This is a genomic window from Marivirga salinae (assembly GCF_030503855.1).
GTDB lineage: Bacteria > Bacteroidota > Bacteroidia > Cytophagales > Cyclobacteriaceae > Marivirga > Marivirga salinarum.
Genome location: NZ_CP129971.1, coordinates 3,094,141 through 3,118,942 on the forward strand (window position 1 = coordinate 3,094,141; position 24,802 = coordinate 3,118,942).

A 24,802-nucleotide genomic window follows, 5' to 3' on the forward strand; every position below is an offset into this window, starting at 1 on the left:
AAAAAATGTTAAAAGTTTCAATCAATTTAGGTTGGGATCCGATGGATAGTTGGCATATATCTTAAATCTGCCTCCCATTTTCTCCAATATACTTTTCCAAAGTGTTTCTGGAGGACTCTTAAATATATTGGAAGGATGGACGCCACGTGCTATAATCCAACTATTATTATCAATTTCTTCTTGTAATTGATTTTCGGACCATCCACTATAACCTACAAAAAAACGTGCTTTTTCTTTATTGAGCGCCCCTTTTTGCATCAATCCTTGTAATGTCTCGAAATTACCGCCCCAAAAAAGTCCATCGGTAATTTTTTGACCTCCTTCTTTTAATTCTTCTATATCGTGAATAAAATGTAAAGTATTTTGCTGAACTGGACCGCCAACATATAAATCTGCTTCGAAGGTACCAATATCTTGTAATACTTCATCTACTTTTAAAATGGATGATTTATTTAATACAAATCCAAAAGAACCTTCTTCATTATGCTCACATAATAAGATAACAGTCCTGTCAAAATTATGATCCGGCAAAAAAGGTTCAGAGAGCAACAAATCCCCTTTTTGTGGTTGTTCGATATTTTTAAATTCAAAAAATTCCATCTAATGAAGAGCTGGTTTTAGGGGTAAGGCCCTGAGGATTTCAGCTTCTGCCTCATTCATTTCATCTAATCTATTGTATACTTCTTCCTTATCAAAATAATGGAGCGCCATATCCACAAATATTTCTCCGTGTTTGGCCTCTGAAGCCCACAATCTATGGTAAAATTTTTTTAAATCACCTTCAGGTAACGCTTCATATACCATTTTAAATCGTTCTGCACCTCTTGTTTCCACCAAAGAAGCCAATAATAAACGATCCATAAATCTTTCTTCCCTGCCCGACCTACAAACTTTGATTAAATCTTCCATATAAAAATCTTTCTCTATTTTATGTGGAAGCTGTATTCCTTTTGATTGCATAATAGCATAAACATCCCGAAAATGTTCCAATTCTTCAACTGCTGTGTCAATCAATTCAGGTATAATTTCTAATCTGTCAGGAAATTTAGCTACAAAACTCATCGCCATTCCGGATGCTTTACGCTCACAATTGGCATGATCTTGTAAAAAACTATCAAAATCAGCCATCACAGTATCAATCCACTCCTGACTGCTTTTGGCTTTTAAATCAATCCTTAACTTCATTTAGAAAATATTTTCACTATTTATTAATCAATAATTGGAAACAATTCGAAACAATAATAATTTTAAAATTATTAAGCCGCTAATAATTTAAAGAGAAATCTCAAAAAAATATATGAAGAAATCCATAGCAGACATCCGAAAAGAATACACAGCCCTTAGTTTAAAGGCCTCAGAAGTAGATGCAAACCCTGTAGATCAATTTTTAAGCTGGTTTGACATGGCGCTAAATGCTGAAATTATGGAGCCCAATGCCATGACCCTATCCACTATTGAAGGAAATAAGCCAACTTCAAGAATTGTTCTATTAAAAGGAGTTGAAAATGAAGAATTTGTTTTCTATACCAATTATAATAGCTCAAAAGGTCAGCAAATGGAAAAATCACCTTTTGTATCTTTGAATTTCTTTTGGCCTGAACTCGAAAGACAAGTAAGAATTGACGGAGAAGTTATGAAAGTGGATGAAGCCAAAAGTGATGCTTATTTTAAAAGTAGACCAAGAGGAAGCCAAATTGGGGCCTGGGTATCTCCTCAAAGCGAAACCATTGAAAGCAGAGATGTTTTGAATAAGCGACTTGAAGAAATCGAGTTAAAGTTTAAAGATAAAGATGTAGAAAGACCACCACATTGGGGCGGTTATACTATAAAACCAAAAATGATAGAATTTTGGCAAGGCAGACCAAGTAGATTGCATGATAGAATTCGATATACTTTTTCAGAATCAAAGAATTGGCAAATTGAAAGATTAGCTCCTTGATGTCAAACTTATATTTTGAGCGATATGCGTACCCTGACCGATTTATTGATGAGCCTATAAAAAGAGGGACTTTTGTTAATGTAGTCATACCTGTTTATAAAGAAGAGAATTTAATTCCTACTTTAACATCATTAGTTGCATGTAAAGAAACCAACTATCCTGTGGAGATCATATTGGTAGTTAATCACCCTGAAAATGTTGAACAGGAAGTAAAAAACCAAAGCCAAAAAACAGTAGAAGAAATTGAAGGCTTCGTAAATCAAAATCCTTCGGAATTGACTTTCCATATCATAAAAGCTTTTGATTTACCTGCTAAAAAGGCTGGGGTCGGATTGGCCAGAAAAATTGGAATGGATGAAGCTGCTTATAGGTTTAATTCAATCAATCAAAATGGAGTCATTCTTTGTTTTGATGCTGATAGCCAATGTCTTCCCAATTATTTACAAGAAATAGAAAAGCATTTTTTAAATAACATTAATTGCACAGGTGTCTCCGTTCACTACGAACACCCCTTATATTTAGATAATGGAGAAATCAATGAAGCTATTATTTTATACGAATTGCATTTGCGCTATTATATCCAAGCATTGAAATATACTGGATATCCTTTTGCATTTCATACGATTGGTTCCAGTATGGCAGTTCGTTCTTCAGTTTATCAAAAGCAAGGCGGAATGAATCAAAGAAAGGCCGGAGAGGACTTTTATTTTCTACATAAGATCATTCCGCTGGGTAATTTTCATACTATTTCTACCACCAAAGTAATCCCATCTTCCAGATTATCAGACAGAGTACCTTTTGGAACTGGTAGAGCCATGCAAGAGCATCAAAGCCAATCGAAAGACTTGAATTTAAGCTATGACTTTGAAAGCTTCAGATTAATAAAGGAGCTTTTAAAGGAAATAGATAACGAAAGCTTTATTGACAATATCCCAAAAGTGATATTGGAGTTTTTAAAGGATTCTGGCTTGCAAATCGAATTGGAAAAGATAAAATCCCAATCAAAAAATAAAGAGCACTTTCGAGATAGGTTTTTCGAATGGTTTAATGGCTTTAAAATGCTGAAATTGGTTCATTATCTGAGAGATAACTATTGCTCTGAAAAGGGATTAGTCGTTCATTCACGTAAATTATTGAAGGAAATTGGCTTCCAACAAAATGGTGATTTAGAGGCTTTAGAATTGTTGGAGATTTATAGGAAATTGGATACTGAGGTCTGATAGATAATTGAAACAAGATCTTTGTAAGGGTTAATCCGTGCGTCATCCCTGCGCAGACAGGGATCTTTTGATTTTAATCAAAGATTAAAATATAAAAAACATCTATAGTGTCTAAAAATAGTAGGTGTTTATCAGGCTTTTAATGGATATTGCTATTTAGATAATTGAAACAAAGTTTCAATTTGGATAGATCCCTTTATTCAAAGGGATGACGATTTTTTCTAACTTGGAAGTCATACAATAAAATTCACCATTGATAGGCCCTTAAGAAAGACTATATGATTAGATGCTGAAAAACAGTAAACTGCAGCCCATAAATTCGTAATTCAAAAATTAGTAATTCGTAATTAGATAAGCCCATTCAAATCCTTAACGCCTAAATATCTTTCTACCGTGAAGCCTTCAGCATAGTCAACGCCTATAATTTGACCAAATTCCATTGCTCTGGCTTCAATCATTTTCATAAATCTTGGACTTGAAATATAAGTCTCTGGCTCCTCTGAACCAGGCTTATGAAATTGAGAATCATAAGCTTTTACTGATTTCATTTTTTTCTCCCATTGATCACTAACATCCACTACAAAGTCTGGTGTGATAGGCAAGCTTTGAATGTAATGATAAACTTTATTGGGTCGGTATGCTTCCTGAATATTCCCATTGTCATCTGTAGTTTCAAATTTCTTTAAGCCCGCTAAAAATACAGATTCGGTTAACAGATCAGCAGCCCTACCATGATCTGGATGTCGATCAGAAATTGCATTTGCTAGGATAATATCGGGCTGATATTGTCTAATTTTTTTAACTATTTCAGTCTGATGTGCAAGGTCATTTTTAAAAAAAACATCATCAAAGCCTAAATTTTCACGAACTTTTAAACCCAAAATATCTGCACTTGCTGCAGCTTCTTCTAATCTTAACTTAGGAGTTCCACGAGTACCCATTTCTCCTTCCGTTAAATCAATAATCCCAACGTCCTCTCCCATTTCCGCATGCTTGGCTAAAGTACCCGCACATGAAAGTTCTATATCATCTGGATGTGCAGCAAATGCTAAAATACTTAATTTCATAGATTTTTTTTAATAATACTTAACACTAACAAGGTTACACCTACAATTAGTGTTCCAACATTAATAAGTTCAATAAAAAAGGAGAGTGAAACTCTCCTCATGATATTTACGCTTTTTCAGCTACTTCTTGTTCTTCTAATTCATCTTCTTTTTCAGCCAAAAATCGCTCGGCATCCAATGCAGCCATACAGCCAGTTCCTGCCGCTGTTACAGCCTGACGATAAATAAAGTCTTGTGCATCACCTGAAGCAAAAACACCTTCTACTTTGGTTTTTGTACTACCAGATTTAGTGATAATGTAACCGGCTTCATTTAAATCTAAGAAATCTTTAAAAATCTCGGTATTTGGCTTGTGTCCAATTGCAACAAAGAATCCAGTTGCTTTAATTTCTGTTTTCTCTCCTGTTAAATTATTTACCACTCTAACGCCTTCAACTTCATCTTTACCTAAAACTTCTTCCGTTTCAGTATTCCATAGAACTTCAATGTTTTTAGCCTTCTCTACTCTTCTTTGCATGATTTTAGAAGCTCTCATTTCATCTCTTCTAACAATCATGGTCACTTTATTACAAATATTAGAAAGGTAAGTAGTTTCCTCGGCAGCAGTATCTCCAGCACCTACTACCACTACATCCTGTCCTTTGTAAAAGAAACCATCACAAACAGCACAGGCAGAAACTCCCAATCCGTTTAATCTTTGTTCAGATTCTAATCCTAACCACTTGGCCGAAGCACCTGTAGAAATGATTACAGCATTAGCCGTGATTTCGTGTTTATCGTCAATAATAACTTTATGAGGGTATCCACTAAAATCGACCTTAGTAGCTAATCCGAACCTAACATCAGTACCGAATCTTTCTGCTTGCTTTTGAAAGTCCACCATCATTTGTGGACCATTAATACCATCTGGATATCCAGGGTAATTTTCAACATCATTCGTAATGGTCAATTGACCACCTGGTTGTCCACCTTGATATAATACTGGTTTCAAACCAGCTCTTGCTGCATAAATAGCGGCTGTATATCCTGCTGGTCCTGAACCTACAATAAGTACATTTACTTTTTCTTCTGTCATAACGCTCAATAATTTCTTGAATAATGTTACGGTCTTCTGCTAAAACAGATGTGAATTTAATTAATTAAATAAAAAAAGGTCTTAAAAAAGACCTTTTATGTATCATTTGTTACGAAAATCTTATCCTAAGTAAGGCTTTAAGGCTTTACTTCTGGAAGTATGTCTAAGCCTTCTAATAGCTTTTTCTTTGATTTGTCGTACTCTTTCTCTTGTTAAATTGAATTTCTCTCCTATTTCTTCAAGTGTCATTGAGTGCTCACCATTCAATCCAAAGTAAAGCGTGATTACATCTGCTTCTCTTTGAGTTAAAGTAGATAAGGCTCTTTGTACTTCTCTTCTCAATGAATCATTCATTAATTCATCATCAGGAGATTCTTCACCGTCATTTTCCAATACGTCCAACAAGCTATTTTCTTCACCTTGAACGAAAGGTGCATCCATGGATACGTGACGACCAGAGATTTTCATGGTATCAACCACTTCATTAGAAGTAACCTCTAAAACTTCAGCTAACTCATCCGGAGATGGTTCTCTTTCAAACTTTTGCTCCAAAGTAGAGAAGGTTTTAGATATCTTATTCAAAGATCCTACTCTGTTCAATGGAAGACGTACAATCCGAGATTGTTCCGCCAATGCTTGCAATATGGATTGTCTGATCCACCATACTGCATAAGAAATGAATTTAAAACCCCTTGTTTCGTCAAATCTTTGTGCTGCTTTGATCAAACCTAAGTTTCCTTCATTAATCAAGTCTCCTAAGGATAAACCTTGATTCTGGTATTGTTTGGCCACAGACACAACGAAACGCAAATTGGCTTTAGTCAATTTTTCAAGTGCAAGTTGGTCACCTTGTTTAATCCGAACGGCTAAATCTACTTCTTCGTCTGGAGTCAACAAATCTACTTTACCTATCTCTTGTAAGTACTTATCGAGGGATTGACTCTCCCGATTGGTGATTTGCTTGCTAATCTTGAGCTGTCTCATTAATTATTATTAAGTTAAAATTTAAACGAACTCTTAACGTAGAGAAGGAACCAAACAGTTCCCACTCTACATCAAAAATGTAAATATTTCCGTAAAAATGAAATTATTTTTCTTCTTTTTCTGGCTTAGGCAATAAAACCTTTCTAGATAACCTAAGTTTACCAGTCTTTTTATCGATATCAATCAACTTCACTTTCACCTCTTCTCCTATCTCTAAAATTCCTTCTAAATTATCAATTTTCTCATGCTTGATTTCAGAAATATGTAATAGACCATCTTTGCCTGGCATAATTTCAACGAAAGCACCATAAGGTTGAATTGCTTTCACAATTCCATCGTAAACTTCACCAACTTCCGGTTTAGCTACTATGCCTTTGATCCATTTTACTGCTTGATCTAAAGAATCTTTATTTACAGCAAATACATTGATTTTACCACCTTTTTCAGTTTCTTCAATCACGACAGTAGCACCAGTAGTTTTTTGAATTTCTTGAACTACTTTTCCTCCAGGTCCGATTACCGCACCGATCATTTCTCTATCGATTTCGATATTAACAACTCTCGGAGCATTTGGTTTATAATCTTCTCTAGGTGCAGCAATAGTCTTCAACATTTCATTTCTGATATGGTCACGACCTGCTTTTGCCTGGTTCAATGCTTCCATCAACAATTCAGAAGAAAGTCCGTCCACTTTGATATCCATTTGACAAGCTGTGATACCTTTCTCAGTACCTGTAACCTTGAAGTCCATGTCACCAATGTGATCTTCATCTCCTAAAATATCAGAAAGAATGGCATATTTTCCAGTTTCTGCATCAGAAATCAATCCCATTGCAATACCAGAAACTGGTGCTTTAATTGGAATACCAGCATCCATCAATCCTAATGAGCCAGCACAAACCGTTGCCATAGAAGATGAACCATTTGATTCCAAAATATCAGAAACTACACGAATTGTGTAAGGTAATTCTTCTGGAGAAGGTAAAATTTGCTTTAATGCTCTTAAAGCTAAGTTACCATGTCCTACTTCTCTTCTTCCAGGACCTCTGTTTGGTCTTGCTTCACCAGTTGAGAATGCAGGGAAGTTATAATGTAAAATGAATTTGTTGTATCCAGAATGAACTGCTCCATCTACCATTTGCTCGTCTAACTTAGTACCAAGCGTCACAGTAGTAATGGATTGAGTTTCACCTCTAGTAAAAACAGCTGATCCGTGAGCAGAAGGCAAGTAATCTACTTCACTCCAAATTGGTCTGATTTCATCCAATTTTCTACCATCAAGTCTGCTTCTTGTTTCTAAAGTGGCATTTCTAACCGCTTTCTTTTGAGTGTCTTGAAAATATTTTTTAACCAGTGAAATACTGATTTCAGAATCTTCAGGAATAGCCTCTATGTAGCTATCTTTAATTTCTTTGAAAAGTCTTCCTCTTTCTTTTTTATCCGCTAAACCTTTTGCTGCAATATCAAAATACTGCTGATAGTGTTTATCAAAAATTTCTTTTTCTAATTCAGGATTAGGCTCTTCTTCGTGATTGTACTCTCTTTTTTCAGTTTTGCCAGCATCTTTAGCTAAATCTAACTGTGCTTGACACTGAGGCTTTATAGCTTCGTGAGCAAAATTAATTGCTTCCACCATTTCAGCTTCTGAGATTTCTCTCATTTCGCCTTCAACCATCATGATGTTGTCAATAGTTGCAGCGATTATCATATCTATATCTGATTCAGCTAGTTGCTTAGCAGTAGGATTGGCGATAAACTCACCATTTACTCTAGCAACTCTTACTTCAGAAATTGGGCCTTCAAAAGGAATATCTGAAGCGGTTAAAGCTGCAGAAGCTGCCAATGCGGCTAATGCATCAGGTAAATCATCTTCTCCTAATGAGAATAATTGAATAAATACTTGAGTTTCAGAATGGTAATCAGATGGGAATAATGGACGTAAAGCTCTATCCACTAATCGAGAAGTTAAAACTTCATAATCAGAAAGTTTTCCTTCTCTTTTTAAGAAACCGCCAGGTATTTTACCTGAGGAAGCAAATTTCTCTTGGTAATCTACTGACATAGGAAGGAAATCAACGCCTTCTTTTGCTTCTTGGTTGGAAACAACGGTAGCCAAAATCATGGTGTCACCCATTCTTACTTCAACTGATCCATCAGCTTGTTTAGCTAATTTTCCTGTTTCTATGCTTATTTCCCTTCCATCAGGTAGGTTGAATGTTTTTTTTATTGCATTTGGTATAGCCATAAATAATAGTTTTTTTACTGTTTTCTCGTCTTGTTGTTAATTTTCCGCATTTGCTATACACGTCCTATAAAAGATGTGGTATTCGTAATGAGGTGTTAATAATGGAAAAAGGGAACCCATAAGATTCCCTTTTTTTTAATGAAAAGTAATTTATTTTCTTAAATTCAATTCAGCGATAATTGCTCTGTATCTTTCAATTTCGTTATCATGAAGATAATCTAATAATCTTCTTCTTTTACCTACAAGTTTTAAAAGACCATTTCTTGATGAGTGATCTTTCTTGTTAACTTTTAAATGCTGCGTCAAATGACTGATTCGGTAGGTGAAAAGCGCAATTTGAGATTCTGCTGAACCTGTGTCATTATCTGCTTTTGACCGACCATGATTTTTGAACAGCTCTTTTTTCTTTTCTGTGTCTAAATACATAGTTAGCGTTTATTAAATATTTTTAAAGGCGCAAATATACGTATATTTTTTTGTGATCAAAAAGTCTGTTTATTTTTCCTTCTTAAAAAACTTGAAAACCTTGGCAATTTTAACTGCATAATAATCGGTTTCAAATAATCTAGAATCATTTCTAGCTTGTCTTAAGAAGAATAATCCAAAAGGAAGTAATATGAAATTTGAAGCCCAAACTGCCCAGAAATTACTAATATCACCAGCTCTACCCAATTTTATGCCTGTTGTATTAATAACATAGGAAACAATGAAGAATAGGATTGAAACTATAACAGGAAAACCTAAACCTCCTTTTTTGATGATAGCTCCCAATGGTGCACCTATTAAAAACATCACAATACATGCAACTGCTTGTGATAATTTTGAATTAGCTTCAATCGCGTATACATTAATTTCAAATTCACGATTATCGATTCTTCTGTTTTCTCCTTTTAATCTATTTTTAGCGAACCTGGGTTTGTCCACTATATTAGTTGACATGCCATTATTTTTTTTATTAAAAGCACTATCAACTTTATCAATTAATTCTTGATCATATGAAGCTATTCCATGAACATTAAACTTCTTTGGTGTTTTACTTAATTTAAGTTTATCCTTGATTTTTAATGAATCGTTAATTATACCTTTATCTTTTTTGCTATCAAGCGCCTCAATCCTTTCACTGGAAAGTATTTGATTTTTCTTTTTCAATGAATCTGGCCCTGAAACATCGGTAGTATCTGCTTTCATTTTTTCCCAGTATACTACTGATGGTGGTTTAATATCTTCAACATCATTCATGTGTTGAGTGAAGAATCTGGATGTGTATTGATAAATTGTTTTTTTAGAATCGATTATATCATTCCGCATTGAATCAACATCATAACGCAATTCATTTTCATTTTTCATTAATCTGTTAGAGGAGAACAGCTCTTTATCTGTACGCTCCATTTCAAAAGAAGCTAAGCTAAATACAACCTTATTATGTTGAAATACATTCCTTACATAATTGGCAGGTTTATTAGGCTTATTCGCATCTTCTTCCGTATAACTTTTCCCATCAAAAAGCTCCATTACAAGATATTTATCTCCCAAAATGGTATACATCAAAGCGGAATCGGCAAGTATAATTTCAGTATTTCCTTTTCGATCAGAATGGTTATAAATAATGAGATCGCCTAAAGATTTATCATCATCATATTTTTTATTAGCCTTAATGCTGTATCCAGGAATACCTCCATAAAATGCACCTTCCTTAATATCTATTGAAGGTTTTTTCTGTTTGATATCATAAAGTAAACTATAGGCTTCTAGATTAGCTTTTGGCACAATAAAATTATTGGAATAATAAACCAGAGCACTTAAAAGCACCACAAAAATAAATAATGGCCTCAGAACTCTTACAAGCGAAATACCTGCACTTTTGATAGCAGTTAATTCGAAATGCTCACCTAAGTTTCCGAATGTCATAAGAGATGAAAGCAATACAGCCAAAGGAAAGGCAATAGGTGTCATATTTATACTGAAATATGCAATTAATTCCGCAAATACTGTAAAACCTAAATCCTTGCCCACAAAATCATCAAAATACTTGAGCATGTATTGCGTCAATAGTATAAAAACTACCACAAAAAACGTGATAAGAAAGGGGCCAATAAATGATCTTAGGATTAATTTGTCTATTTTCTTCATTCAAAAACTACTGAATTGAAATGCTAAAATTATTTCTATTAAAAATCTAAACTGCAAAGAAACAAGAATTATGCTAAAGATTTAAAAATAGCAGTAAATGAATTAAAATTTACTTTAATACTGATGATTTAATAAAGGCCCAACTGCTATCTCTCACCCCTACCCAATCCTTTGAGCGTAAATCAGAGGCTATAACATGATTTCCTGTTTTCGGAAATGCTAATGCTTTTTTATTTTCTGTGGCCAATTGCTCAAACATTTCTTTCATAGCTGGGACTGAAACAACATCATCCTGATTTTCTTCATCTTTATAATAATATGCCATAAAAACCGGACACTTTACTGTATTAAAAACTTCTGGCTTCATACTTTCATTTATCATGCTAAAAAGAGAAAAATATGCATCTAAGTGATAATCTTCAGACCAGTAGGCCGCAACTGAATCAGGTCTATTTTCATGGTTTATATCTCCTCCCATCACTAATTTTGTTAAAGATTCTCCCCATGGGCCTAAAACTAATTTCTCTGTGGATGGATCTTTCAATGCAATGTATGGTGAATATAAAATTAAGGCTTCTACTAATTGAGGGAACTGGGCTGCCAGCCATATAGCTTGTGCCGCACCAGTAGAAGTGCCTATTATAATAATTTTGTCACCTAATTGCTGCCCAATAGCAAAAGCCTCCATCGCAGACAACATATAAGAATTTGCCGTTAAACCTTTAAAAGCCTCTTGCGATGATAAACCATGACCTTTTTGACGTGCTAAAAATAAGTTAGCTTCTAAACTATCTGCTAAATTTCTATGTACAGGATGTCCCTCTTGATGACTTGCTCCAAAACCGTGCAAATAAACAACAGCATATTTAGTTGGACTAAATTTTTCGCCATTCCAAATTATTTGGGCCTGATTATTTGGTTTAATATCACTAAACTCATTTTCATTTTCGTTAACCCAACTTTCTATTGTTAGAATATCAGCAGGGATCTCCGGTAAAGTGTTTGAGAAAATGGGAGTATCGATCTTAGGCCCTAAAAGATAGGTTACAACTAAACCAACAATAATAATCAATAATCCAAATACTATCTTTTTAAAAACTTTCATGAATTGTGCTTAGTTACTTTTAAAATAATCACCTAAAATTAATGCTCCACCAGCTATTGCAATGTCTTTTAAAAAGGAACTAGCAGCCAATTGATCTCCTTCTAAAGCTAAAGGGAAATGCACAAAAAATGCAAATACCAAAAGCATCAGGGCAAGAAGATTTGAAGTTAACTGTACTTGTTTTTTAATTATAATACTTAATCCTGCAGCTATTAAAGCTGCACCTGTTAGGTAAACCCAGAAAGTTTGACCTGGAATAAAAGAGGGTACCACATTTTGTAAAGTTCTTGTATTTACAAAATGAAATACCCCAAATATTACCATAGGAATAGCAAAAAGAAATCTTCCGATATTGACTATTAGGCTCATTTTAATTTTCATTGATTAAAACAACCCAATATAAAAAAAATTATCCTCTTATTTTATCCAATGCTTGATTAACTGCTGCTGCATCTTCTTCTGTTAATACCATTTCCTCATTATGGAAGCTTAACAATTCCGGCTCAATTTCTTTCAATAATTTTTGTCCAGAAGTAGTAATCACTACATCAACTTGCCTTCTATCATACATGCAGGTTGAACGTTCTGCCCATCCTTTTTCTACCAGTTTATCAACCAATCGTGAAGCATTGGACATTTTATCTAACATTCTTTCCTGAATTGAGGAGACTGTTAATGGGTCAGGAAATTTCCCTCTTAAAATTCTTAAAACATTATACTGAGGCGAAGTTAATTTATGCTTTTTGAAAATTTTGTGTTGAACTGAGCCAATCCAATTAGCAGTATAGATAACATTCAAAATAGCTTTTTGTCTTTCAGTTTCAAATTTTGACTGCTTAATTTCTTCTTCTAATTTCATTTTATTTGTATTTTATATCAGGTTGTATTAACTAAAATTTACTTTCATGTGTATTGTCACTACATTAAACACGAAAGTATGCTTTTTGTTTCCGTGTTTAAACATTTAATCGACCAACCATTGAATATTTTTGATAAACGCACTAAAATTAATTTATGGAGTGGATTTATTAGCTAATAAATTAGCTAATAAACGATAGGCACCAGGAACACCAGCTGGTAATTCTCTGAAAAAACTTAAACCTGTATAAACAAATTTTCCTTTGCCGTAATCAGCTATTAATAATGCTCCCCTTTTAGTGCTTTCGCCAGGATCATTACCAGCTAAAATTGGTACATAATTACTATTCCAATTATCAGGAAAATAGAGTCCTCTTTCTTGTACCCATCCTTCAAAATCTTTAGAAGTAATTTCATTTGGGTAATTCAAAGATAAATGATCAGGGTTTATAAATTCCAAAGAAGCTTCTTCAACAGTTATTCTGTCTCTAGACAAGTTTAAAGGATAAGGCCAAAAATCTGTATCAGGCAAGCTATAGGTAGTATTATACTGAACCATATAAACACCACCTGAATTCATATATTCATTCATCTTTCCATAGTGTATTTGCAACGAAGCATTAACATTATAAGCTCTTATTCCTGCTATTATGGCATCATATTTTTTCAGTTCATCTACACTAATATTTTCAATATCAATAAAATCAACTTGATATCCCATCGCTAACAAAGCTTCATCTACTGCATCTCCTGCTCCTTCTATATAACCAATTTTTTCTCCTTTAATTTTCACATCCGCTAAAACTAACTGTTGTTGGGCATTTCTTATAATAATTTGATTTGGGATATGATCATATTGTATTTCTTGAACACTTTTATCAATTGATTTTCCATCAATTTTCACAAATGCGTTGAGATCGAATTTCCCTTCCTTATCTCCTGATTTAATTTTAATTTTAAAATCTTTGGTTGAGTTTCTCACTAAATTTTCAAAAGTCAAATCATTTTGTGGTGTTTCTGCAGTCCAAGCAGACGGCAACTTTAATTCCAATACCCCTGAAACATTATCTTTCAAGGCCTTAATTTTAATAGAAATTTCCTTTTCCTGATTTTTAGTAGTGAAAATTGAAACCTCTTCGGCAAATTCAATTGAAAGCGGTGGTATTATATAGAAAGGCTGAATAATCTCTCCATTAATTCTATCAGAGGATTTATACTTTAATGGAGTTTGAAATGATAAATTATTGCCATTAATATTTAATGTAACCTCTGCCTTAATAGCTGCTTGATTTTCTGCTTTGCCTATTAATTTTTGATTATCCACTTTATAAAGTCCGTTGGCTGATGGATCATTTAACCAATATGGATTAGAATACGGGAAATCATTGGGGATATTGACTGAAAAGCTTTCTAATTTTACTTGATTATTATCTAAATCTCCTGACACAGATAACTCTTCATTAGTAGGCAATATCTTTGTTGAAATAAGCTGAATATCAGCATTAGATCGGTTTACTAATTCCAAGTCGATGCTTATTTCATCTCCAGGAGAAGCGTATGGATTATCATGGTAAAGTAAATGATAAAAGCCTGAGCATTTAAGAATTAATTGTTCGATTGCTTTAAGTTTATCTTTTTTAATTGCAGAATCATCCAATTTTTCAATAAGATTCTTAACTACAAAAAGCTGATCAATTGAGGCTTCTGGATTGCTTAATTTAAAATTTCTGATTAATTGCTCTATTGCTTTTTGTATGGCTTTTCCATTTTTGAAATTGTTCCAAGAATGATCTACTCCAGCAAATAAATCCTTTTCATTTTCAGGTCCCTCCCAATATTCAAAATATTCAATCTCATCTCCTCTACTTCCAGCGGTACCAAAAGCTTGTGATTTATGTCTACTCCTACTTAAAGCTGCCATTTCCGTATAAGAAATTCCCAATAATGGAGAGAAACCACCAGCGTTTTCAGTAATATATTGCGACTTATCAAAATCTTCATTTCTTCTAAAAAACCATGAAGATGTATTCCAATAAATTTTCTTAGGTTGCCAGGTGTTGGTCAATTCTAATTGCTCCGGAAATGCATTTTTATCTCCCGACATATTAAAAGCCTCATGGGCTAAAATTGCAGAAGCAGTATGATGTCCATGCGTAATTCCAGGAGTTTTATTGAATCTTGTTACAATAATATCAGGTTGAAAATTTCGTATGGTCCAAACCACATCCGAAAGCACTTCATCTTTGCCCCATTTATTAAAAGTTTCATCAGGGTTTTTAGAATAACCAAAGTCGTTAGCGCGAGTGAAAAATTGCTTCCCTCCATCTATTTCTCTCGCTGCCAATAATTCCTGGGTTCTTATTAGCCCCAGTCCTTCCCTTAATTCAGGACCAATTACGTTTTGGCCTCCATCTCCTCTAGTTAAAGAAAGATAAGCGGCATCAAATTTTTTGCCATTTTCAACATATGCTATAAATCGAGTGTTTTCATCATCTGGATGCGCAGCCAAATATAAAACACGAGTCGTATTTTTTAATTTTTGCATTTGATGCAAAATTTTAGAAGCTGGGACAGGCTCCTTTACTTGAGCATTTGAGAATGAAACAAAAGAAATGGTTATTAAAATCGATAATATATATCTCATTATGGTAAAATTTTAGGTCGATTTAAGTAAAATTCTATCCCTGAACAAACGATTATCGTTCAGCGGCTTTTTTCTGATTTAAATGCAGCAATAGCAATTGAAAGCAAGGGAAATAACCAAACCAAATCATTCATTAATAAATGGAACATAAATTTTTTGGTAAACTGGGACTCCATGATTAATGAATAGACTGCAATGCCTCCTATTAGTTTTGCGATAAAAGATAGTAAAATAAACCATCTAAACTTAAGTGGTTTTAAAAAACCCATAAAAAGAAAAACAGCCACTACGAGAATCCCAATTGCTTGGTAAAAAACCCATTCATTCTCACTCTGAGCACCTTCTGTCATCCATTTTATGTAACTGTTTGGGCTCCAAAAAAGAAAAACCGACCAGGCAACATTATATACTGAGGCAATTAATAAAACACCTCGCATCCAAGCTTGTATCATACTTTATAGTTAAAATATCAAAAATAATATTTGTAGATAGGATTTCCTATTTTATTCTATCTAATGGTATTGTAAAATATTGCAATCATCTTTGCAGGATAATTATAAAGGCTAAACTTATAGTTAACTAAAGAGTTAAAAAAGTATGTTAAAGATTAATCTAATTAAAGTAATAAGAATTTCATTTCCTTCCCTACTCTTCATTTTAATAGTTTCCTTATCTTCCTGCAAGGTGTCGAAAACTAAAGACATAGCTTACATGAAGGAGGGATTTAATGAGAATTTACCAGAAAAGCATCTCAATATTTTTTCACCTAAAAAGTCAGAAACACTTAAACCAGTTTTCATTTTTATTCATGGAGGCAGCTGGGATTCAGGTAAAAAAGAACTCTATAGTTTTTTCGGTAAAAGATTAGCCCGTAAAGAGATGGTAGCAGTCATTATTGATTATCCTTTAAGTCCTGAATATATTATTTCAGATATGACTACTGCAACTGCTCAATCTGTTAAATGGGTGAAGGAAAATATCGATAATTATGGAGGTGACCCAAATCAAATATATGTATCTGGACATTCCGCTGGAGGCCATTTAGCAGCTCTTCTTAGCACTAAAGATGAATACTTTGAAGCTTTAGACATCAAAAATCCTATCAAAGGGGCGATTTTGATAGATGCAGCTGGCCTAGATATGTACACTTTTTTGAAAAAGAAAAATTACCCTGCAGGTACTTCTTATTTGAAAACATTCACTAACGATTCTGTAATTTGGAAAGAACACTCTCCTATCTATTATATTGATGAGAATGATCCACCTTTACTCATAATGATGGGTGGAAATACTTTGCCAGGAATACTTTCTAGCACTAAGAGATTTTTAGAAGAGTATAAAGAAATCGTGCCTGATCCTAATTATCATCTCCAAGAGGGTAAAAAGCATGCTCCAATGATTCTTCAGTTTTTTAATAGTAATAATAAAACATATGATTGGATTGAAGCTTTTATAAAGAATAACAATAATTAAAATTCCGAAATATTAAACTCGCACGCTTTTCTATAGTTATAATCTATAATAGATTTGTTTTTAATTTAATTAGAGCCTATTAGACAATTACACGAGAATAATTGGTAACTATTTGAAAATCAGATCCAAACGACTAATACTTGTGTGATTTAATTTTAGAACCCATATAATTGATAAATAAAATCAATGGAAGATATTAATATTTTATTAGCTAGTGCATCCTCTTACTGCCAAAAAGGTGATTTTAAGCAAGGAATACACCTATATTCTCAATACATCACACAGAATAATCAAAATCCGGTTGCATTTTACCAGCGTGGCAAAGCATATTTCAAAATTAAAGACTATCAGGCTGCACAGTCTGATCTAAGTAAAGCCATTAAATTGAATCCTGATAGTGCTGAGCTTTTTGCTGAAAGAGGCCTGATTTATTATATGGCGAAACAGCAAGATAAGGCCATGTCTGATTTTAATACTGCTGTGGAAATGGAACCTCAAAATCCTTTTAGATATGCTAGTAGAGCTTTCATCAAAGATCATTTAAACGATCTTGAAGGTGCCAAAAAGGATTATCAAAAAGCATTGGAATTAGATCCTGAAGATGCCATTTCGCACAATAATTTAGGATTGGTTTTGGGTAAAATGGGCAATCATAAAAAAGCAGAGCAGCATTATAAGGATGCTGAAAAGATTGATCCTAAGAACTTTGGAATGAAAAAGTCGGAAGAGCAAAAAGCTGACGTTGCTCCTCAGCCCAAACCAGAGCCAACTCCTTTGCCTGATATTAAACCTGGAAAACCAGAACGTCCTTCTTTTGGGAGTACTTTTAAATCGCTTTTAACATCATCTGAAGAAAGAAAGGAATTCTGGCAATTTGTAAAGGAAAAGGTGTTGAAGTGATTAGGTTCGTAAGTTTTTAAGTTATCAAGTGCGCATGTTAGCATAAAAAAGTTGAATGAAGGTGTGGGTTGGTGGATGTAGATACCTTGCTAGCACTTAGGCCAGTACCGCAGGTCAGACCTAAGGTAGTAAGCCATAAGAGCCTTGTTTTTAATCCAAAGTCAACACCACTTTACCCATAGTTTTTCCAGATTGAAAAAGTTTTAATGCTTCATGCATCTCTTCAAATTTGAAACGATGTCCAATGAATGGTGCTTCCATATTGAGTTCTTCCAATTCTTTTAAAATTTGCTTCATCAACTCTTTACGATCATAAAGCCAAATTAAATTGAATCCTAAAATTCCTTTATTTGTTTCAATCATTTTTTGCGGGTCAATTTTAGGTCGCGTTAAATATAGCCATGCCAATCGAGGCCAATTTGGAGAATTCTTAGTATCTCCATATCGTGCAGAGCCATAATTTATTACTCTCCCTTGAGGAGCGAGCATTTCATATCCAATCTTGAATATCTGGCCTCCTATGCATTCCATGATTAAATTTAATTCTCTACCAGCTAAGGCTTGTTCTAAATCATGTTTAAAATGTTTAGATCGAACAATATATTTCTGATAGCCTTCTTTTTGGAGTAAATCAATCTTAGCAGCAGAGCCAATTGTTCCAATCGTATAAGCACCCATTTTCTGCGCCATTCTGTTGGCTAAAAGTCCAACTCCACCAGCAGCAGAATGAATTAAAACTGTTTCTCCTTTTTTAAGATTCCCTAAATGAAACAAACCATAATAAGCTGTTAAAGCTTGTACTAAAAAAGAAGCGCCTTCCTCAAAAGACCAAGTCTCCGGGATTTTATTTACATATGCAGCATCAATATTGATATGAGAGGTATAAGCTCCAAAACGGGTAACACCCATCACTCGGTCGCCAATTTCTAAATCTTCAACTTTTTCTCCTTTCGCTGTTATTTCTCCCGAATATTCCAGACCAGGTATAAAACTACCTTCTGGAGTAGCGCTGTATAATCCTAAAATGGCAAATACATCAGCAAAATTTAGTCCTACAGCTTTTACTTTCACTTGCACTTCATGAGCTTGTGGATCTGCTAATTTTTCTTCAACCAATTTCAATCGGCTAATAGATCCTGCTTTATGTGTTTGATATGATTTTCTGATGAGCATGCTTAGGGTTGTTTTAAGGATATCAAAACATCAAATGTAAGAGATTTAATTTGTATAAATTTTGAAAGCTTTACAGAATGTGGAGTGATAGGTGAAGGATGATGGGGTAAAATGTTAGAAGTTTGAAGCTCGAAGCAGGAAAAATTAGAATCTTGAATCTTTACTCTTTATCAATCAAATTCCCTTCTCATCCTAATAGTCTTTCCAAAATCGATTTCTTGTAATCCCAGGCATTCTGTATCTCTGCAAAACTCCAATTGAGATGAAATTCGATATATCAAACCTACATTTGCTGCATAAACTTCAATTCTTTGATCATAATTTGAAATAGAATCTTGATTGTCTTCTTGAATTACTTGTAAGGTATTTTGAAAAGTAGAATCAGCTAAATCATAGGATTGAAAAGCTTTTAAGATTGTATATTCATCTTCTTCAAATTCCTCTGGGACACCATTCCAGCTTTTATCTTCAGCTATTGGAAAGCTTAATTTCACTTCGTCACTATTTCCCAATTGCAGCTTAGCTAAATTAGATGTTCGAGTTTTAATAATAGTAGAAACTATTTCCTTATCACCATTTTGATTAATCCTATAGCGATAGCCTTCTAATTTGGCACCTCCATCAATTGCTATGGAATCATTCCACTCATCCTGAAGAAAATAACGGCTGGTATCTATGGTACCATCATTATTATAATTGATTTCTTCCACAGAATATTTATCAACATCTTGAAATTCAATAGGGAAAAATTGTAGCCCCAAAAATTCTTCATTTGGAGCTACAGTTGAGTTTTCACAAGCTGTAAAAAAAACTATGAGACTAAATAGAAGTAGATAAAGCCTCATTCTTTAATTTTTGTTGATTGAAAGATGAATGTATCCAGCCACCGCCAACTACATCGTCACCTTCATAGAATACTGCCGCTTGCCCTGGCGCAATAGCAGGAATACCATTTCCGAAAAATACTTTCATGGTGTCTCCTACTTGTTCTATTACAGCCGGAGCTCCATCATCATTATATCGAACTTTAGTTACGGTATCTAATCGATCATCTAAAGATGTATATTTACTCATTACCAAATTCTTGACATACATTCCGTCTCTGGATAACTCATCAAAAGTCCCTAAAACTACTCTGTTTTTATCTTTCTGAATTTCAGTTACATATACTGGATATCCTAATGCTATTCCCAAGCCTTTTCTTTGTCCTACAGTGTAGAAAGGGTATCCTTCATGAGTTCCGACCACAGTGCCGTCCTCTAATACAAATTCGCCTCCTTTTACTGCATCTTCTAAACCATCGACTCTCCTTTTCAAGAATCCTCTATAATCATTATCAGGCACAAAGCAGATTTCGTAAGACTCTGATTTGTTTACCAATTCGTAGAATCCTTTATCTTCTGCCATTTTACGAATTTCAGGCTTTGTTAAATCACCTAAAGGTAAAATAGTACGGCTTAAACTTTCTTGAGAAACACCCCAAAGTGCATAAGATTGGTCTTTATTTAAATCCTTCCCTCTAGAGATGATATATCTACCGTTTTCTTCACGCACTTTTGCGTAATGACCAGTTGCAATATAATCACAGCCTAGCTTATCTGCTCTGCGTAATAATGAATCCCATTTTATGTGCGTATTGCACAGCACACATGGATTAGGAGTTCTACCTGCCAAATATTCATCCGTGAAATGATCAATTACATAATCACCAAATTCCTCGCGGATATCCAAAATATAATGTGGGAACCCCAAATTTACTGCTAAATTTCGGGCATCGTTGATAGAATCAAGGCTGCAACAGCCTGTTTCCTTTTTAGAACTGCCTGAAGAGGCATAATCCCAAGTTTTCATTGTCATTCCTATGACTTCGTAGCCTTGTTCATGTAACAAAACTGCTGCCAATGAGCTGTCTATTCCACCGCTCATAGCTACTAATACTCTTCCTTTTTTGCTCATAATTCACGTTTTCACAGGATTCACAGTCCTGCTTTGGTGATACATTTATTTCAGATTACCAACAACTTTTATTGGTATAAGGTGCAAAGATACAGAAGATTTATTCAATCCTTAAAAATTTATACACATAAAAAAAAGAGGACTACAGAAATGTACCCCTCTTTCAAAACTATATTTTATAAAATTAATTCATTGTCTCAAGTCTTAATCTATTTAAGATTTCTGAAACTGATCTTACTATTTTATTTTCTTCTAATGAAGTTACCTTTGAAAGTGCTCCATCATTAAAACCAGACCATACGGTTTCTCCACTCTCTCTATCGATGATGGAAATTATTAAAGTACCTTTACTAACATCATATTCTTCAATATCAGATTCATTTTCATCAGCAAAGTCTCCTTTGATTTCCCCATTTTTACTTAATATAGAATAAATGACTAACATATTGGATCCTGACTTTTTATGGTCGTATCCTGATGCAATTAATTCATGTCTAATTGCATCTTCAACTTCATTTTTTACTGCTAAAGTTGGAAATGTTGGTTCTGTATAGGTGATTATACTAGTCATGTAATCGCTACTAATAATCATAGATTCCTTAGTATTTGGCTCAACTTTTTTATCACTATTTAAAATACTAAATGATTCATAATTTTTATCAACTAAACCATCCATTATTTCAGTTTTTATATTTTGAGCATTTAAATTCATTATAGATTTACAATAAACAGGTAGATTACTTTTTTTGCAAATGAATTTTAAAAGAGAATTAATAAACAAATATTACAACCTATGTAAGATTATTGATTAATTAGATAAAACCATTTAGGTGATTCATATCGTTATTGCTTTATAATATAAAAAACAAAAATTTATGAGTTTACATAATACCGCATTAGCCCCCTTATTTGAAAAGAAAGATATTTTTGGACGTCAGATAAATTTAGAAGATTATAAAGACAAAAAATTGTTACTTGGGTTTTTCAGACATGCTGGTTGCCCATTTTGTAATTTAAGAGTTCATGCTTTAACTAAAGTTCATGAAAAATTAAAAGCAAAAGGTTTAGAAATGATTTTCTTTTTTGAATCTAAAGAGAGTGTATTATTAAGAAGCTCATTTCATCAGGAAGTATCTCCTATTCCACTAATTTCTGACCCTGAAAAGGAAATTTATGGAAAATATGGATTAGAAGAAAACTCCTCGAAATCTACTAAAAGTATCATCACTAACTTTGTTCAACAAGCTATTAAAGCAAAATTGAAGGGTATACCTGTACACATGATGAGAGATGGAGAGTCTATTAATACTATACCAGCTGAATTTCTAATAGATAAAGGATTCAGGTTAAAAAAATTACATTATTCAAAAAGCCTAACTGACAGGTTAGATTTAGACCTAATTGAGCAATTTGCGGACGATAGTAGTATTTTTGATGATAAGGATCAAAATGCCGCTTAATTAAAAGTTGTTTTAAAAACCTCTAAAATCAAATAAATTATTCATAATTATCATTGTAAAGATTACTCGAATTAGCATATCAAGTAATCTTTACAATGATGGTTTATAATGCTTCTACTTTATTAAAATCTCTGTCAATAATTAACTCTTCTTGATTTTGTTGAATCAATGAATGCCAACTTGATTTTCTAATTTTACTATCAAATAGTATTGACTTAAAGGCATTAAAAGCTAACCTTCTTGAAGGCATAAAATAGAGAAAAAAACCAATTCTGATATACCAAGCAAGAATTCCTGTAAAAGGCAAACCGTAAATTTCTAATATTGCTTTGTTTTTATAAAATGAGGCTGTTTGACCCAATCCAGGATATTTGAATTTTCCTGGTTTTTTATTTTTTAGGACACGAGTCAGGTTTTTTCCAATTCTTGTTCCATGTTTAATAGCCCATAGAGCATCATAATTACATGTACCACTGAAATAGGGTCTTTTAACTATAGCTGCATCTCCCCCACTCCAAATATTTCCATGTTCTGGATTTTTAAGAAAGGCATCAACTATCAACCTTTTTGAGTCATTTATTTTCATACTTGATTCCTTTGAATACACATCATTAGTCTGTCCCATCGTACAGACGACAAAATTTGTATTTAAAGAACTACCGTCCTCCATAAATACTTTACCGTCAACTATCTTCTGAACCTTTTGATTTGGATACAAATGGATTCCTAGTTTTTCAATCGTTTTTATGCTATAATTCCTTAAAACTCTCTTTTTTTGTAGTTGAGGTAAGATTTCATCAGATGAATAAACCAAATTTACCTTGAAGGAATATTTTTCTAGAATTGGAAAGTCACTTTTTAAAATATTTAAAGATTCAACTAAATTCCCACTAACCTCTACACCGGCAAAACCTGCTCCTATTACGGTAAAGCTCAACAAGCTTTCAATCTCATTTGGATCGTTAGAATTCTCTGCTTCAGTAAGATTGCGAACTAACCGTTCTCTAAGCTCTTTAATACCATTTGATTTCTTTACACTTAATCCATAAGCATTTGCACCTTCAATAGAATCAAAATTATCTAAAGAACCAGTACCCAATACTAATTGATCATAATGCAATTTCGCCACATCTCCATTGTCATTAATATATTCAACAGCATTTTCACTAGCTTGAATACTCTTTAGCTTTGCCTGAATGTAATTCGCACCTTTAAATATTTGTTCCTGCGGAGTTGATTTAAAATTTATGGGTAGAAAACCATTGATAAATTCTCCTGTAAAACCATGAAAATCATGACAATTGCTAATCGAAATCACCGTAACTTCAATTTCCTTATTGTTGATTTTTTTTCTTAATCTTCCATAAAGCTCTTTATAAGCCCATACAGAAACATATCCACATCCGATAAAGATTACTTTTTTCTTTTCCATTACCTTAAAAATTAAATAATTATCGGATTACCAAAACTTGTAAAATCAGCCAAGTGAAATCCATACTTTTTATGTTTCTTAGCCAGTTGATGAATATATTCAGCCTGATCTAAGGTGGGGTTTCCAACTGAAAAGTGTTCTTTATATCCCTCTAATGCTAATAATAATGTTTCTGAAAAACATGCATAATAGTTATTTTCAGGTAAATCAAGTTTACCTTTTTTAAGTGTAATCCCTGGAATATTAACAATCCCTCCATCTACAATTGTAAGATCAGGTCTTTCAATTAATAACTTTTCAGAAGTATTTCTGGGTTGAGTCCCATCTAAAATAAATGCATCTTTTTTCAGCATTTCCTTTTTGATAAGATTATCAGCACTAGCGGTAAGTAAAACAATTAAGTTAGACTTTTTAATATCCTTCATATCTGCTGAAATTTCAATCTTAACAGAAGGTGAAATGGCATTAAGTTCCTTTTTTAGTTCCTCTAGTTTCTCTGTGTTTCTTGCAATTAATTGAAGATTGGTAGCATAATTATGTTTAACTAACATTTTTGCCACACAAGAACCAACACTACCAGTAGCACCAACAATGGTTTGATGCTCAATAAGTGAATTATTCTTTTCAATCAATTTAACCATCCCATTATACATACTAACAGCAGTAAATGCATTTCCATTTGTAATAGAAACATCTTTTCTTTCACTTAATAATAAACCTCCTTTAGTTAGAGGAGAAGTAAGTGCTCCCAATCCAATGTTAGTATAACCACGATCTACTAAATCATCTATTATGGAATTAATTTTAAAAGAAGTTGCTTTAGCCCCACTTTTGATCATATCCTCAGAGGACATCATTAACATTTCAGTAATTCCTAACAAATCATTTTCAATACCTTCCTCATTTAAATAGATTTCACTCCACTTAAATGATTGCTTTTTCATTTTATTAAAAACTTTTCGATAAAAATTATCTGAAACCTTGTTTAAGGGTTTCCAAAACTGTCCCATATCGGAACGATAACCAAATCTAAAGTGAATGAGAAAGGCGAATTTTTTTACCAATTCTAAATCAATTGAATCGATTTTTGGCTGTTCAACAGCTAAGTTTTCTGAGTACATTTTGAAGAATTTAAATTAGG

At 33.4% G+C, this 24,802-nt stretch carries 24 protein-coding genes; 5 read left to right on the forward strand and 19 right to left on the reverse strand.

What is annotated here, in order from left to right; all coding sequences use genetic code 11:
- Positions 1–21: 21 nt before the first annotated feature.
- Both QYS49_RS12955 and QYS49_RS12960 read right to left on the reverse strand, forming a co-directional pair.
- Positions 22–600 (reverse strand): YqgE/AlgH family protein, encoded by a 579-nt coding sequence (locus QYS49_RS12955; RefSeq protein ID WP_308347821.1) that lies wholly within the window; start codon positions 598–600, stop codon positions 22–24.
- A complete protein-coding gene (locus QYS49_RS12960) occupies positions 601–1,185 on the reverse strand; it encodes a MiaE family protein (protein ID WP_308347822.1) in 585 nt (194 codons plus the stop codon).
- 112 nt (positions 1,186–1,297) lie between these two features.
- Between QYS49_RS12960 and pdxH the strand changes: the two genes are divergently transcribed.
- Positions 1,298–1,939: a pyridoxamine 5'-phosphate oxidase gene (gene pdxH / locus QYS49_RS12965; RefSeq protein ID WP_308347823.1), complete on the forward strand. Its 642-nt coding sequence runs from the start codon at positions 1,298–1,300 to the stop codon at positions 1,937–1,939.
- Entirely contained in the window at positions 1,939–3,159 is a 1,221-nt protein-coding gene (locus QYS49_RS12970; protein ID WP_308347824.1) for a glycosyltransferase family 2 protein, read from the forward strand. Before pdxH ends, QYS49_RS12970 begins: the two co-directional genes overlap by 1 nt.
- A gap of 347 nt (positions 3,160–3,506) precedes the next feature.
- On the opposite strand, the gene bshB1 is transcribed toward QYS49_RS12970, so the two are convergent.
- The 11 genes from bshB1 to QYS49_RS13025 form a co-directional block, all read right to left on the reverse strand.
- A complete protein-coding gene (bshB1, locus tag QYS49_RS12975) occupies positions 3,507–4,226 on the reverse strand; it encodes a bacillithiol biosynthesis deacetylase BshB1 (RefSeq protein ID WP_308347826.1) in 720 nt (239 codons plus the stop codon).
- Between the two features lie 106 nt (positions 4,227–4,332).
- Positions 4,333–5,301: a thioredoxin-disulfide reductase gene (gene trxB, locus QYS49_RS12980; protein ID WP_308347827.1), complete on the reverse strand. Its 969-nt coding sequence runs from the start codon at positions 5,299–5,301 to the stop codon at positions 4,333–4,335.
- A 120-nt stretch (positions 5,302–5,421) separates the two neighbouring features.
- Positions 5,422–6,285, reverse strand: a complete 864-nt coding sequence (locus tag QYS49_RS12985) for a sigma-70 family RNA polymerase sigma factor (RefSeq protein WP_013452378.1) — start codon at positions 6,283–6,285, stop codon at positions 5,422–5,424.
- 103 nt (positions 6,286–6,388) lie between these two features.
- Complete coding sequence (gene pnp, locus QYS49_RS12990; RefSeq protein WP_308347831.1) at positions 6,389–8,530, reverse strand: polyribonucleotide nucleotidyltransferase; 2,142 nt, start codon at positions 8,528–8,530, stop codon at positions 6,389–6,391.
- 150 nt (positions 8,531–8,680) lie between these two features.
- Positions 8,681–8,956 (reverse strand): 30S ribosomal protein S15, encoded by a 276-nt coding sequence (gene rpsO / locus QYS49_RS12995; RefSeq protein WP_308347832.1) that lies wholly within the window; start codon positions 8,954–8,956, stop codon positions 8,681–8,683.
- A gap of 69 nt (positions 8,957–9,025) precedes the next feature.
- Positions 9,026–10,660: an LptF/LptG family permease gene (locus QYS49_RS13000; protein ID WP_308347833.1), complete on the reverse strand. Its 1,635-nt coding sequence runs from the start codon at positions 10,658–10,660 to the stop codon at positions 9,026–9,028.
- A 109-nt stretch (positions 10,661–10,769) separates the two neighbouring features.
- Positions 10,770–11,765, reverse strand: a complete 996-nt coding sequence (locus QYS49_RS13005) for an alpha/beta hydrolase (RefSeq protein ID WP_308347834.1) — start codon at positions 11,763–11,765, stop codon at positions 10,770–10,772.
- A 9-nt stretch (positions 11,766–11,774) separates the two neighbouring features.
- Positions 11,775–12,134, reverse strand: coding sequence for a DoxX-related protein (locus tag QYS49_RS13010; protein WP_308347835.1), 360 nt, complete (start codon positions 12,132–12,134; stop codon positions 11,775–11,777).
- A 40-nt stretch (positions 12,135–12,174) separates the two neighbouring features.
- Complete coding sequence (locus QYS49_RS13015) at positions 12,175–12,624, reverse strand: MarR family winged helix-turn-helix transcriptional regulator (protein ID WP_308347836.1); 450 nt, start codon at positions 12,622–12,624, stop codon at positions 12,175–12,177.
- Positions 12,625–12,777: 153 nt separating this feature from the next.
- Positions 12,778–15,267 carry a PIG-L family deacetylase gene (locus QYS49_RS13020; protein WP_308347838.1) on the reverse strand — a complete coding sequence of 830 codons (2,490 nt, stop codon included), beginning with the start codon at positions 15,265–15,267 and terminating at the stop codon, positions 12,778–12,780.
- A 59-nt stretch (positions 15,268–15,326) separates the two neighbouring features.
- Positions 15,327–15,719 (reverse strand): hypothetical protein, encoded by a 393-nt coding sequence (locus QYS49_RS13025; RefSeq protein WP_308347840.1) that lies wholly within the window; start codon positions 15,717–15,719, stop codon positions 15,327–15,329.
- 259 nt (positions 15,720–15,978) lie between these two features.
- On the opposite strand from QYS49_RS13025, the gene QYS49_RS13030 reads away from it, so the two are divergent.
- Together QYS49_RS13030 and QYS49_RS13035 are read left to right on the forward strand one after the other, a co-directional pair.
- Positions 15,979–16,740 (forward strand): alpha/beta hydrolase, encoded by a 762-nt coding sequence (locus QYS49_RS13030; protein ID WP_308347841.1) that lies wholly within the window; start codon positions 15,979–15,981, stop codon positions 16,738–16,740.
- A gap of 186 nt (positions 16,741–16,926) precedes the next feature.
- The gene (locus QYS49_RS13035) at positions 16,927–17,640 is read left to right on the forward strand and encodes a tetratricopeptide repeat protein (RefSeq protein WP_308347842.1); all 714 of its coding nucleotides are present in this window, start codon (positions 16,927–16,929) and stop codon (positions 17,638–17,640) included.
- Positions 17,641–17,790: 150 nt separating this feature from the next.
- Here the strand turns inward: QYS49_RS13035 and QYS49_RS13040 are convergent, their stop codons facing one another.
- The 4 genes from QYS49_RS13040 to QYS49_RS13055 form a co-directional block, all read right to left on the reverse strand.
- Entirely contained in the window at positions 17,791–18,813 is a 1,023-nt protein-coding gene (locus tag QYS49_RS13040) for a synaptic vesicle VAT-1 family membrane protein (protein ID WP_308347843.1), read from the reverse strand.
- Between the two features lie 170 nt (positions 18,814–18,983).
- Positions 18,984–19,658, reverse strand: a complete 675-nt coding sequence (locus QYS49_RS13045) for a hypothetical protein (RefSeq protein ID WP_308347844.1) — start codon at positions 19,656–19,658, stop codon at positions 18,984–18,986.
- On the reverse strand, positions 19,633–20,769 hold the full coding sequence (mnmA, locus tag QYS49_RS13050) for a tRNA 2-thiouridine(34) synthase MnmA (RefSeq protein WP_308347846.1): 1,137 nt from the start codon (positions 20,767–20,769) through the stop codon (positions 19,633–19,635). Before mnmA ends, QYS49_RS13045 begins: the two co-directional genes overlap by 26 nt.
- A 184-nt stretch (positions 20,770–20,953) precedes the next feature.
- Complete coding sequence (locus QYS49_RS13055; RefSeq protein ID WP_308347847.1) at positions 20,954–21,481, reverse strand: DUF4136 domain-containing protein; 528 nt, start codon at positions 21,479–21,481, stop codon at positions 20,954–20,956.
- Positions 21,482–21,644: 163 nt separating this feature from the next.
- On the opposite strand from QYS49_RS13055, the gene QYS49_RS13060 reads away from it, so the two are divergent.
- Positions 21,645–22,229, forward strand: a complete 585-nt coding sequence (locus QYS49_RS13060) for a peroxiredoxin-like family protein (protein WP_308347849.1) — start codon at positions 21,645–21,647, stop codon at positions 22,227–22,229.
- Between the two features lie 103 nt (positions 22,230–22,332).
- On the opposite strand, the gene QYS49_RS13065 is transcribed toward QYS49_RS13060, so the two are convergent.
- On the reverse strand, positions 22,333–23,661 hold the full coding sequence (locus QYS49_RS13065) for an NAD(P)/FAD-dependent oxidoreductase (protein WP_308347850.1): 1,329 nt from the start codon (positions 23,659–23,661) through the stop codon (positions 22,333–22,335).
- A gap of 11 nt (positions 23,662–23,672) precedes the next feature.
- Positions 23,673–24,782, reverse strand: a complete 1,110-nt coding sequence (locus QYS49_RS13070) for a shikimate dehydrogenase (protein ID WP_308347852.1) — start codon at positions 24,780–24,782, stop codon at positions 23,673–23,675.
- Between the last annotated feature and the right edge of the window lie 20 nt (positions 24,783–24,802).